General features: G+C 35.0%; 7 protein-coding genes and 1 riboswitch. Of the genes, 3 read left to right on the forward strand and 4 right to left on the reverse strand.

The features are described 5' to 3' along the window. From CW752_RS04060 to CW752_RS04070, 3 genes are all read left to right on the forward strand, one after another. A partial coding sequence (locus tag CW752_RS04060) for a hypothetical protein (protein WP_101238492.1) occupies window positions 1-431 on the forward strand: 431 nt, incomplete at its 5' end. Between the two features lie 114 nt (window positions 432-545). Next, window positions 546-7,202, forward strand: coding sequence for an RHS repeat-associated core domain-containing protein (locus CW752_RS04065; protein ID WP_101238493.1), 6,657 nt, complete (start codon window positions 546-548; stop codon window positions 7,200-7,202). A gap of 1 nt (window position 7,203) precedes the next feature. Then, window positions 7,204-7,671 carry a hypothetical protein gene (locus CW752_RS04070; protein WP_101238494.1) on the forward strand — a complete coding sequence of 156 codons (468 nt, stop codon included), beginning with the start codon at window positions 7,204-7,206 and terminating at the stop codon, window positions 7,669-7,671. A 150-nt stretch (window positions 7,672-7,821) separates the two neighbouring features. Here the strand turns inward: CW752_RS04070 and CW752_RS04075 are convergent, their stop codons facing one another. The 4 genes from CW752_RS04075 to CW752_RS04090 form a co-directional block, all read right to left on the reverse strand. Continuing rightward, window positions 7,822-9,315, reverse strand: coding sequence for a RagB/SusD family nutrient uptake outer membrane protein (locus CW752_RS04075; RefSeq protein WP_101238495.1), 1,494 nt, complete (start codon window positions 9,313-9,315; stop codon window positions 7,822-7,824). A 17-nt stretch (window positions 9,316-9,332) separates the two neighbouring features. Next, entirely contained in the window at window positions 9,333-12,272 is a 2,940-nt protein-coding gene (locus CW752_RS04080) for a SusC/RagA family TonB-linked outer membrane protein (RefSeq protein WP_101238496.1), read from the reverse strand. An 83-nt stretch (window positions 12,273-12,355) separates the two neighbouring features. Then, a riboswitch (SAM riboswitch) is annotated at window positions 12,356-12,453 on the reverse strand. A gap of 255 nt (window positions 12,454-12,708) precedes the next feature. After that, window positions 12,709-13,044, reverse strand: coding sequence for a helix-turn-helix domain-containing protein (locus tag CW752_RS04085; protein ID WP_101238497.1), 336 nt, complete (start codon window positions 13,042-13,044; stop codon window positions 12,709-12,711). A gap of 49 nt (window positions 13,045-13,093) precedes the next feature. Continuing rightward, entirely contained in the window at window positions 13,094-13,531 is a 438-nt protein-coding gene (locus CW752_RS04090; RefSeq protein ID WP_101238498.1) for a transposase, read from the reverse strand. Window positions 13,532-13,645: the final 114 nt, after the last annotated feature.

The raw sequence follows: 13,645 nt of genomic DNA on the forward strand, positions 1-13,645 counted from the left end.
CACAAACCGAAGTCTATTTCAAATATGACGAAGCCGGAAATCAGAGATACAGAGGAACTAATGCCCTAGCCAAAAAAACTGAAGAGGCTATTCTGAAAGAAACGAAATTACAAGAACAGGCTAAAACAGCTGTTATTACTCAACAGGCTCCTGCCATCGATGAAAAAGCATTTTGGAAACAGATCAGATTATATCCTGTTCCGGTAAATGACTATCTAACGATTGACTGGACAGAAGAAGTGGATAGCTTAATAGAATCTGTTTCACTCTACCAACATAGTACCGTTCATTGGAAGTTTCAACAGCAAAACGCACCCGGGTTGAATCGTCAGGTTAAGATTAACATGACCGGATATGATTGGGGTGTTTATATTCTGCGTTTTACGTTGAAGGACGGAAGAGTCTTTGGTAGAAATGTTACCAAAAGATAGAAGATAAGGAAGGAAATTTAAAGATTGAAGCATTGAAAGATTTAATTAAAACATATTCTTCTACAACCTATCAACGACCATTCATCAATTATCATTTAAATAACTAATACAAATATGAAAATAGTTTCACCCTTTTTACTGTCCCTGTTTTCAGTGATGGGCTTTTCGCAAACTGTACTGTATCAGCCAGAAACTACTTCCCGTACCGTTCAGGATCCGCAGGCGGTTATCCTTGCACAGGGCTTTATAGCCAAATCAACTACATCTAATCCTTTTATAGCTAAACCGGGACCTGCTACAGAAAATGCAGGAGGAGGTCCTGTAGATTCCAATGCAGGAGCTAACAATCCAAGTGGTACCTCTGCGCCGGCAGGACAAAGTTTTCATGACACAAAAGGAAATATAACTGTCAATGGAACCGGGCAGTTGCAGTTTACATTCCCTATTGCATTGCCTCCTGGAGTGAAAAGTGTTGCTCCTCAAGTAAATCTTATGTATACCAGTGGTTCAGGAAACGGAATTGCCGGATATGGCTGGAGCATTTCAGGTATTACCTCTATTTCAAGAGCCGGAAAAACAATTGATAAAGATGCAGAAACTAAAGGTGCTCAATTAGATTATTCGGATCGTTATAGCTTTAATGGTCAAAGATTAATTTTAAAATCAGGAGAATATGGTAAGGATGGAGCACAATATGTAACGGAGAAATATTCTAATGTCAAAATAAAATCCGTCGGATCTATAACTGGCCAAAGTTGGCAAGGGCCTGAATATTGGGAGGTGACTTTTGAGGATGGATCACAAGCATGGTACGGAGGAATTACATCGGGACCTAATAGTGCCAGAACTCCTATCGAATACAATATTGTAAAATGGAGAGATAGTAAAGGTAATTATATTATTTATGACTATTTACAAACAGGTATTTCAAATGTGGCTATAATTTCAAGCATCCAATGGGGAGGAAATGAGACTCTGAATACACCTCATTTTAACAAAATAGATTTTAGCTATATTAATAGAAGTTTAACCGAGGATTCTTATGTAGGAGGTACCCGTTTCTTACAAACTCGATTATTGTCTGAAGTTAAAGTCACTTCAAGCGGAAATCTATTTAAACGATATGCAATTAATTATCTAAAAAATGGAACAAATTATGAGGTCGTTGATAAAATAACTGAGTATAATACGGATAACAATGCGGCTAATCCGGTAGCTTTTACTTACCCAACTCCTACCCAACCTGTTTTAGAATTTTCAAACAATAATGTAGATAGCTTTGAAAATGTAAAGCTGACAGGTGATTTTAACGGTGATGGATATTTGGATTTCTCACTGAATAATGGTGTAGTGAAGCTTGGAGGGCTCAATAATACCTTTACGGATATTTCCACAGGTAAAACTTTTACTGCAGAAGCTAAAGTTGTTAATACTTTGTTGGATGAAGAAGGACAGGTTCATAATGGAAATGGAATTGTTCAATACGAAGCAGGTAAAGTAGTTGGTTATATCTTCAGAAACAATGCTTTTGTAAAAGTATTTGAAAAGGTCGTATATGATGAATCACAATGTACACAAAGTACAACTGACCCCCACCCTGCAGGCTGTCAAATGTTATCCCCTATATTTAATGAAGGTGATCTTAATGGAGATGGCATAACAGATATATTTTTAACATTAAGGCAAGAACGTTGTCGCTGGGTTCCGGACCCTAACTGTAGCGATAAAAGTGCTGGCGATATTGTTAACCGTCCACCTCCATGTACAATACTTGATTGTAATACCTATACAGTAGGAAATTTTATTATTGACTTAAAGAATGTAAATAACCCTGTCTCTACCTACACTATTGACTCCGGGATTAATGAAAGTTCTTATTATAAACAACAATATCTGGATGTAGATGGAGATAGGAAAGTAGATATTATAGATGTCTCCAATACTGCTTATACTGTGTTTGAGTTTATAAAAACGGCTCCTAATCAGTATCTTAAAAAAATAAAATTCACAGGTAATTTAGCTGAAACAAAAGCACCGGAATCTATTGTGTTATTCGGAGACTTCAACGGTGACGGGAACCTTGACTTTACAATTCCTATTACAGATAATAAGGAAAAAGATAATTGGAGATTTTATACGGGTACCGGAAAAGGTTTTTCCAATATCTTAAAAACAGACTTTTTGAAATATAGAAAACCTGATGACTATCAAAACAGTAATTACCCTACTTTTAATATTTACAGGAATTTTTATACCACCTCAGATATTAATAAAGATGGTAAATCAGATATTGTACATATCAATTCTTATAACAAAGCCGGTCAGGTAAATTCAAGTGGACAAATACTTAACCGATACTTTGGCTATAGTATCGCCGCTTATACCGCTAATGGAGCAGCAACAAATGGAAGTCCCGATTTCTATACCAGTTATAATTATGGAGGATATAATTATATAACCGGTACCAGTGAATTTGCTTTATTCTCACCGATCACTTCACAGGTAAAAGTCAACAACAACTATTATGATGTATTATTATTCTGGAAAGAAAGAATGCATAAGCTTAAATCTCCCTCTCCTGTCGGAAAGTTATCACAAATACAAGCCATTACTCAGGGAGGGATTACTACATCAGCAGATTATCTGGAGGTAATTCCGGATAATACCGCTACCCCTAGCTTTTACCAAAAAGTAAAAAAAGAGTATTACCCTTACTTTTCTTTAAATAGAGCAGACCAATCCTATGCAGTATCTCAGCTTAGACAGGAAGGCAAAAAACAGGATTTTCGCTACAGAGGAATGATAGGACATTTACAGGGCAAAGGGATGATGGGATATCATCAGTCTGCCCGCAGTTCATGGTATGCTGATGGCTTTGAAAATACTAAGATCTGGTCAGGAATAGAAATTGATCCTCTTTTTGATGGAGCTCCGGTAAAAGAATGGAGTATCAGGACTAACAATGAAAACAACATTTTTCCTGCAGATATTTCTGAGAACAATTCCGTTTTATTGAGTTTTAAATCTACTATATATGATACCTATAAATTGTTAAACGGACAGGTGGTAAACACGCCTGTTTCTGATGCCGACAAACCGAAAGTGGTAACGGCTATCGTTCCAAAAAGTACTAAAACAAAAGACTTCCTGAGTGGTATAATAACAAACAGCTCCATCATTTACGGAGACTATTATCTTCCAAAACAAACTGTTACCAATGTAAATAATGGTTATGCTGTAACTACTTCTGATTTTGAATACATTCATAACATATCAGCAGCAGGTTCTGATTATTATGTAGGGCGCCCAAAAAACAAAACAGAAAAACTGCAAGCCTATGGTGACACAAAATCCACCAAAGAGGAATATGTCTATGAAAACAATTTGTTAAAAACCTTAAAAAACTGGAATCGTGATAATACAGGATATTTGCTTGAAACCTATAATTATGACGGTTTCGGAAATATAAACCAGAAGGTAGTCAGTAATAGTGTAGACTCACAAATCCAAACAAGTGGAGCCTTGTATGACTCTAAAGGAAGATTTGTTGTAAAGAAAACAGATAATCTGGGATTGGAAACCAATATGATCTACAATGACTTGGGGCAGCTTGAAAACCAAACAGATGCTTTAGGTAATATACTTATCAATACTTATGATCGTTGGGGCAAGTTGCTGACTTCTAAAACCAATTTAGGAGGTACAACTACTTATCAGTATGAAAGGGATAATAACTCCAATATCATTATTACCCAGAATGATCCTGATGGAGATATTTCAAAAAAATATACCAATAAATTAGGACAAGATTATAAAACTTCCTCTAAAGCATTGGGGCAAGGACAATGGATATCTAAAGAAACCCAATATGACGTTCTGGGGAGAAAAGTTAAGGAATCTGAGCCCTATTTTGAATGGCAGACTGCCAATCAGTGGAATGCCATTGCTTATGATGATTCCGTATTTCCGACTAAAATAACGGCTACTGCATTTAACGGAAAACAAATGGAAACTTCTGTTTCCGGTTTAACCACCACTGTGAAAGAATTAAACGGCTATGGAAGAACCACATCTAAAACTACCGATGCTTTAGGAAATGTAGTTTCTACAACAGATAAAGGAGGAACCATACAATTCTCTTATAATGCCGCCGGTCAACAGACCAAAGCACAATATGCCGAAAATATGGTCACCACAAAATATGATGAATGGGGAAGAAAATCAGAATTTAATGATCCTTCAAACGGATTATACAAATACGAATATGATGGGTTCGGTCAGATCAAAAAAACAATCAGCCCAAAAGGAACAAAGGAATATACCTATAACAATCTTGGGCAGCTTATTTCTCAGAAAGAAGTTTCTACCATTGATGTTGGAAAGGCTACCAATAAGATGATTACCTTTACTTATGACGAGAAAGGAAGAATTACTTCAAAATCCGGAACGTCCAAAGGGAAAGCTTATAGTTCTACTATAACATACGACCCTCAGGGAAGGGTTATTTCTACTTCGGAAAGCAGCAATGATAAATATTTCATAAAAAAAGGAATCACTTATGACGATAAAGCGAGAGTTATTTCTTATGAAAAGCAATTATATTCTTCCGGAGCCCTTACAAAAGTAACGGTTGAAAATGCTTACAATGAATGGAACGGAGATTTATACCAGGTAAAAGATAAAAATTCAGGAAAAATTTTATCTGAAATCAAAGAAACCAACCAGAGAGGACAGATTCTTAAAGCTAAATTAGGAGCAGTTGACATTACAAACCTCTATGACGACTCCAATGGCTTTTTAACAAGTATAAATCATTCTTCTCAAGTTAAACAGGATCTTTTACAGGTAACCTATTCTTTCGATGCTGTTAAAAATGAATTAAGAAGCAGAAGAACAGGTGGAGACTTTAATATTACAGAAGTATTTGAGTATGATAACAACAATAGATTGGTAAAATGGACTCATCCTGTAACAGGTCAGTATAATTCCAATATTTATGATGTAAAGGGAAGAATTCTTGAGAATGACCAGGTTGGAAAAATTAAATTTGAAAACTCAGCTAAGATTTACCAACCAACGGGAATGACCCTTAATGCTGTGGGAACACAAAATTATAATAATAACCTGATTCAAAGCGTTATCTATAACGAAAATAATGATCCGGTATTTATTGATGGAGAAAAAGGTGACGTTGCTTTCCAGTATGGATTAACAGCAATGAGGCAAAAAGTTTCTTTCGGAGGTAATTTTGATCCTGAACAGGAAGGTAAGTTTACAAGGTTCTACAGTGAAGACGGAAGCTTTGAAGTGACTAAAGACAATGTAACAGGTAAAGAAAAACATACCATTTATATTGGTGGAACGCCATATGAGAGTAATATCGTATATTTAAAAAATTATGATGAGACCAATGCTTCTTATAAATTCCTACATAAGGATTATCTGGGCAGTATTCTTGCCATCAGTGATGAAGCCGGAAATAAATTGGAACAACGACATTTTGATGCGTGGGGTAACTTCACCCATCTTCAGATAGGAAACGGACCAATACTTACGGATAAAAATAGCATTGATAATGCTTCATTACTAGTAGACAGAGGCTATACAGGTCATGAGCATTTTGCGGAGGTAGGAATTATCCATATGAATGGAAGATTATATGATCCATTACTCAGAAGATTTTTAAATGCAGATGAGAACATTCAGGAGCCATATAATACTCAAAATTATAATAAATATGGCTATGTTCTCAATAATCCATTGATGTTTAGTGATCCAAATGGAGAATTATTCCAATTTGCATTCCTTGCAGCGATGGGAGCTTTTTGGGGAACGGTTATGACTGGGGCAATCATTTCTTCTGCCATTGCTACGTTCTTATACCTTGCAAAAGCATATTTGACGAAAAGTTTCAGTGTGGGTGGATTCTTTAAAGCTGTTACCATCGGATCCATTACCGGGGCTGTATCAGCAGGCCTCGGGCAGGTATTCAGTGCCGGATCTTTGATTGCAAGTATTGGTAACGGAGTATTATCCGGAGCAGGAGCTTCTGCCGTACAAGCCTTAGCCAGCGGAACAAACTTCCTTAAAGGAATTACGCAAGGCGCAGTAATTGGAGGTGCAATGGGAGCAATTAGTTGGGGAATTGGAAAATTATTTTCAAATAATGGTAGTCAAGATGTATTACAGGCAAATGCAGAAGGAAAATTCAGCTATGACGGGCAAAAATTTAGCAGTCAAGAAGAATTGATCGAGTACATCAATAAGAATAATGGAAATGTGGAAGTCATTATGAAAAAGCTTAAAATTTCAAAAATAGAATTAGTATCAGAAACTAATTTGCCTAGTGCCGGTGACGATAAACACATATTGAAATACAAAAATGGATTTATGGCTGAATATCAAACGGATGCTTTAGGTAATTCTATTGAAGGAACAAAAACTACTATGCTTGCAAAAACTGTTAAATCTGGAGATTATTCTGCTCTATATGTATCTCCAGGGCTAAAAGGAGTACATGTAGATGGACATTATTTAGCAAAAAGTATTATCAATCATGAATTTATACACAGTTATCATTATATGAAAGGGCTAAGCTTTGAAACTTATTTGGAAAGGTCGGCATGGTCATACAACTATTCATATGCCAGATTTCATGGACTAAATGTTGATTCATTTGTTAGAAATCTCTCCAGATTTGGAGGATTTAATATTCCTAATGCTTACAGATGGAGCACTGCCGGTCTCGAAAAATTTATAAAATTATATTAGAATGAAAATCTTTTTAGCAATACCTTTAATTATATCATTGACTTGTTCAATCTTATTTTCTTGTGAAAAAAAAGAAATATTAAGTGAAGATATTAAGATTTTAAACCAAAATAGAAATCTTTCTACTGTTAATGGAACTGATATTTATACAACTAGTCTTATGATGGAGCCTGATACCTCTGACACCCTTAGGTTTAAACTAACAGATAAGGATTGGGCTGTTTTAAGAAAAAGTTTTGATAAGAATAAAATCTATCTTATTAATAATAATACCAAGATAGGTCAGAGAGCAAATTCTATTGAACCAGGTGATACTATTATAATTAAAACCAATAAAAGATCCCTATCAATACATTATCGCTATTTTCTTGATGAAAAAGAGAATATTGACACTGTAAAAACTAAAAGTTTCAAAAACTTTATGCACACTTTTGATTCTTTAGTATATTATCGATCTAGGGGGAAATAATTTTTTCACCATAAATAATTTCTAAATTTAGGCTATCTCAATTATGAGGTAGCCTTTTTAATAATAATCTACAAAAAAAGACATTTATCAAAATAAAAACCACCGCAAAAGCAGTGGCTTAAAAATCAAATCTAAACTATGAACTGTATATTATAAATTCGGATTATTCTCGAACTCTTTCTGTGGAATACTAAATAAATAATAATTGCTGTTCGGAACAAAAGCTGTTTTATTAGGGAAAGCAAAAATAGAATGCCCTCTTCCATCTACTGTTTTCACTGTTCCGTCCGGTGTTGTTATCTGGACCTTTATTGGCTTGCCATCAGCACCTACAAACGGTTTTCTCACTACAGTTCCTTGCGTTCTGATAATATCGGAAAGAGCAAAACCTTCTCCAAACAATTCTTTTCTTCTTTCAATTAAAATTTCTTGTATAACATCATTCTGAGCTAAAGAACCACTATAAACATTAGCTTTTCTTGCCGTCTTTAATTGATTTAAAACAGTTACAGCCTGGGATACATTTCCATTTCTTGCCTCTGCTTCGGCTTCAATAAGATACATTTCCGCAGCTCTCATATAAACAATGTCTCCAATAAGAGTTGGTTTAAATCTAAACTTGGCATATCTCAACAATCCTTCCCTACCTTTAAGGCCATCCCATGAGAATAACTGGCTTCTGATATCGTTAGAATCAAATAAATTTTTAAAATAAGGATCAGCCATAAAACTGTAGTAATAACTTCCTGATGAAGATACATCCAGATAATGAAAAGCATAACTTTCACCTGATTGTTCCTGAGTTTGACCATGTCCCCAAATCCATTCTACATTGTTGATATCATTAAATCCATCTTTATATTTTTCCGCCGCCATCAAAGGATAACCTTCTCTTGCAGTTTTTGCAGCTGCAGAAGCTTTACTCCACTCGCCTATATTTAAATATGTTCTCGCTAAAAGCCCATTAACAACTGCATGATTGATTTTATCCTTATTATTTCTATCATAATCTTTCAATAAGTTATCAGCATCTGTAAGATCACTTTTAACCAAAGTATAAATATCCTCCAGACTTGCTCTCTTCTTTGCCGGAGTATTAATGGTTGAAGGTTCCGTATAAATAGGAGCTGTTAAAGCTGTTTTATCCTTAAAATAACTAAACTGATAAAAGCTGGCAATATTCAGATAACAGAATGCGCGCAATGCCTTTGCCTGCCCTTTTACCTGATTCTTTTTTTCCTGACTTCCTTCCGTTCCATCAATTTTTGCGATAACATTGTTCATATTATTAATCGTAGAATAAAACAGGGACCAGATAAACAGAGGACGACCAGCCGTATTATTAGCCATTTCCGAGAACTGATAGGTAGAAGAAAAACCATATTTATTAGTAAGAACAGCTACATCACTTCCCATAGCATCACTAGCTCTTAATACCGTTGAATATCCTATATTGGCATAGGTTGTTCCTTCATCATTAAATTTTGCCCAGGTTCCGTTAACTACAGTTTCTGCACTTTCTGCCGTCTTAAAAACCTCAACCTGGTTCGCCTGATCTGTAGGAGCTGTATTCAACTCATTTTCACAACTTGTAAGTGACCACAACCCGATAAGACCAAAAGATAAATATTTTAATTTTTTCATTGTTTCAATTTTAAAAGTTAAAGAGTTGCCTGAAGACCAAAAGTGATTGTTCTCATCGCTGGATATCTATAATAAGTCGTTCCGTCCAACGCCTGCTCAGGATCCATTCCTTTATGTTTATAGAATGTCAGAAGATTCTCTGCCTGAATATAAATCCTGAATTTTTTAAGACCTATTTTTTCAAAATAATCTGAAGGAAGTGTATATCCTAAACTTACATTTTTAAGTCTTGCATACGTTCCCGAATATAAAAATCTCGAAGAATTACCCGTCCAGTTAGTTAATGTAGTAGTCAATGCGGGAACATCTGTATAACGATTTTCCGGGGTCCATCTATTCAGCATTTCAGCACTCCATGCACGACCTCCGGAGTTTCCGCTATGCATGATTGAAGTATAATCCGTATCCAATACCTTCCCTCCGATTTTAAAGGTCAACAATCCGGAAAAATCAAAGTTTTTATAGCTAATACTTGTACTGATACCACCGGTTAATTTAGGCAATGCGGAACCTTGTAATGTTCTTACTGCTTTTCCAAACTCAGACGTTGTTCCTTCTACCGTATTTCCGCTAGCATCTGTAGTATAAGTTTTCCATAATGGGTTTCCGTTATTAGGATCTACTCCTGCCCATTCAGCAATGTAGAAATCATACACAGAACCTCCTTCTCTTAATAATTTAGTTCCTGATACAATAGAACCTTTAGGTAGTTTGGTGATCGTATTGTTTAACGTACTCAGGTTAATATCTAAGTTCCACTGAAAATCATTAGTCTTAATTGGTGTTGTAAACAATGAAAACTCAAAACCTGTATTTTTAATTGTCCCAATATTAGCAGGAAAATCATTGATCCCTAATGATGGCGCTACCGGCATATTGAACAAAAGGTCCTGGCTTTTTCGCTGAAAATATTCGATATTTCCTTTAACTCTATTATTAAGAATTGCAAACTCCAGCCCTACATTCATATTAAGGTTTGTTTCCCACTTCAAATTCTCTGTCAATGCTTTTTCAAGAACAGTTCCCGGTTCACCAAGATTATTATAAAACCTATACAATTCCTGATAAGCATAATAAAGTGGTGTTTTATTCTGTTGCAATAATTTATCATTTCCCTGGCCACCGTAACTTGCACGAAGCGTTAATTGATTAAAGAAATTTAGGTTTTTAATAAACTCTTCATTCGAAATTTTCCAGGATCCTCCTACAGACCAGAATTTTCCCCATCTGTTTCCCGGTGAAAATCTTGAAGAACCATCTGCCCTTCCTGAAGCCGATAGGAAATAGGTATTATTAAAATCATATTCTACTTTCCCAAGAAAACTTAAAAGGCTCACCTTATCACTGTTCCCACTGAAACTACCCAATAATGCAGCAGCATCAGGTTCATAATAATACGGCAATGAAAACTGAGTTCTCGTTCCTGAGATAGTTTGATAATCATATTTATAAAATTCCTGTCCTCCCAACACATTAAAGTGATGTTTTCCAAACTTCTTGTCAAACGTCAAAATATTACTCGTAGTATAAGATAAGGTTCTGCTATTAGACCTAGTTACCGAACCATTAGTTTCACTTCCTTGTCCAATCAATGGATTGGAATAATAATGACCATTATAATTAACTAAATCAACTGAAAAGCTTGATCGGAATTTCAACTCAGGTAAGAAAGTAAAATCTAAAAACCCTTTCCCTGAGAAGTTATCCTCTTTATTTTCATTCTTATCCAGTGGTAAAGTTGCAGCAGGATTTTCATTCTGCAAAGCACTGGTTGGTCTGTATTTACCAAAATCGTAAATTCTGTTTCCGGCGGCATCTAACACATAAGATCCATCATCATTCCTTTCATAATATGGATAAAAAGAAGGAACAATTCTTGCAGCCTGGATAATATTACTTGATTTCGAATCCGAAGATTGCGGAGCTTGCTGAATACTGTTCGTATAGCTTAAATTCACACCAACATTCAACCATTTTTTCACTTCAGAATTCAACTTTAATCTGGTATTATATCTTTTAAATCCAGATTCAATTGCCATTCCCTTATCGTCCAGATACCCTAATGAAAAGAAATAGCTGCTTTTATCACTTCCCCCACTGATATCCAGGTCCACTTGATTTCTGGAAGCTATCCTTTGTAAAATATCTCTCCAATCATCATTCCATAAAGCTTTTGCACCTGGTAATAGTTTTCCGTCTGTACCTATAGGTTTAGGGTAAGCAGCACCATAAGGATTAATTGACAAGCCGGCGCCCGACGTAAGGTTATCCGTTGCCATTTGTGCTGCCTGCTGCGCAGAAATCTGCCCGGATTGATATCCATTTCTCATAGCTTCCCAGTACAATTGGAAATACTGATCCGTATTAACCTGCTCGTAATCTTTTACAGCTCTGCTGGAAAACCCCTGACTGATATTAAAGTTAATTCTTGCCTCCCCTTTTTTACCGGACTTCGTTGTAATAATAATAATTCCGTTAGCCCCTCTCGAACCATACAGTGCACTTGCGGTTGCATCCTTTAATACACTGATGGATTCAATATCGTTTGGACTTATTGAATTAATATTTCCGTCAAAAGGAATTCCATCCACAACATATAGTGGATCACTGGAAGCACTTATCGACCCAATTCCCCTGATTCGAATAGTAGAAGTTGCCCCTGGTTGACCGGAAGAACTTGTCACCTGAATTCCGGGAACCTGTCCTTCTAACGCTTTAGTAATATTGGTTACCGGTCTATTGTTAATCTTATCACTGGAAATCGTAGATACAGAACCGGTATAACTCGTTCTTTTTGCCTTTCCATAAGCAACTACTACGACTTCATCAATTTCCTTTTCTTTGAGTGTATCTTTTTTAGATTTTGAATTCTGTCCACTTACACTGGTAATTCCTAAAAAAAATGCAGCAACTGGCGGAATCCAAATTTTATAGCTAATTAAATTTTTACCAATCATAATCAATTTTATTTATCACATATTAAAATTTTGCCCTTTGCAGAAAAATCAGCAAAGGGCATCGATAATCACGATATACAAAATGCTTATTTTTCCTTTAAAGGCTGAATGTAACACCTTGCATAATAGCAGGTTGTCAAGATATCACAGGGTCAGTTCCCTCCATCTTTCTTTATAAGCCGATCGAAATATGTTTGCAAAGCTATAAATATTTAGTCTACAAAACAAGTAGACTTATGTTATTTCATGATAATTTTTGAAAATTTATCATAAGTTTTTATTAAAAATCACCCAGTACAAGGTGTTATAAAAATTATCACTTCATCAAACATGACAAATATCATTGAAAATTACGCAAAATAAAATACGTTTTATTAAACAAAAAAAATGGCACTTTTGTGCCATTCAATCAAATACAATCAATTATCAAATACGATCACTCACACTCATGGAAAAATAGTTTCTTCCATTTTGCGAGAGAATTCCTGCTAATATTAAATTGACGTGCAACCTGAGTATTATTACGCCCACTCTTCTTTTGATATTCTAAGATTTCCATAATTGCAGACTTATCATAAGACTTATGCTTCTGGCTAAGTTGAATAGAATTACTTTCTTTTAAACCAAAAACCATTTGGTTTAACTTAATAACATCTAATGTGGAAAATTCCTTTTTTTCTAAAAGCCCTTGACAGGTATCCAATTTATCAGGGTGTTTCATTAAAATAATGTCTGTATAGATCTTTTTGTAGTTTGGCTGTTTATTATTCATTCCTTTTTTAATTATGAATTCAACTCTTGAATTTGTTCATGCTAACATGTCACACTTTTCTATATTTATCCATCCATTTATAAAGGGTAGTCTTTGGAATACCATACTCATCAATGATTTGAAATTTGGATTTCTGACCTGTATCAATCAATTCCAGAATAAAATCAATCAACTCTTTTGTATAGATATTCTTTCGAAATTGCGGAAGAGAAGATTGCTTCTTTTGGGGTACAACATTATAATGTTGACTGCCCTGAGGAGCAAAAATAATCAGATGCTGAGTATAAATTCTGAAAAAATCATACTCTAAAAGCTTACTCCATTTGAGAAGAATATCTGTATCCAGGCTCTGTTGTTGATACATTTTATAAATTTCAATTTCAGTTGTATTTAAAAATTTACAAATGCGGGGTATGGTAACTTCTAGTTCATCAACCCTTCTGCTAATACAATTTCCAACATGGATACTCTTAATGTCAAACTTCATATTTCAAGGGAGTTTAACAATTCTACATTTTTCAATAATTTTTTCATCATGCGTTTGTTTTATTAAAAATTTAAGCCTTTATTCAAAAGATGAATAAAAAGTACCAATGCCTAC

Source organism: Chryseobacterium sp. PMSZPI (genome assembly GCF_002835665.1).
Classification (GTDB): Bacteria; Bacteroidota; Bacteroidia; order Flavobacteriales; family Weeksellaceae; genus Chryseobacterium.

Coding starts and splice junctions, on each gene's coding strand:
- CW752_RS04065 (WP_101238493.1), top strand. CDS start 546: ATGAAAATAGTTTCACCCTTTTTACTGTCCCTGTTTTCAGTGATGGGC.
- CW752_RS04070 (WP_101238494.1), top strand. CDS start 7,204: ATGAAAATCTTTTTAGCAATACCTTTAATTATATCATTGACTTGTTCA.
- CW752_RS04075 (WP_101238495.1), bottom strand. CDS start 9,315: ATGAAAAAATTAAAATATTTATCTTTTGGTCTTATCGGGTTGTGGTCA.
- CW752_RS04080 (WP_101238496.1), bottom strand. CDS start 12,272: ATGATTGGTAAAAATTTAATTAGCTATAAAATTTGGATTCCGCCAGTT.
- CW752_RS04085 (WP_101238497.1), bottom strand. CDS start 13,044: ATGAATAATAAACAGCCAAACTACAAAAAGATCTATACAGACATTATT.
- CW752_RS04090 (WP_101238498.1), bottom strand. CDS start 13,531: ATGAAGTTTGACATTAAGAGTATCCATGTTGGAAATTGTATTAGCAGA.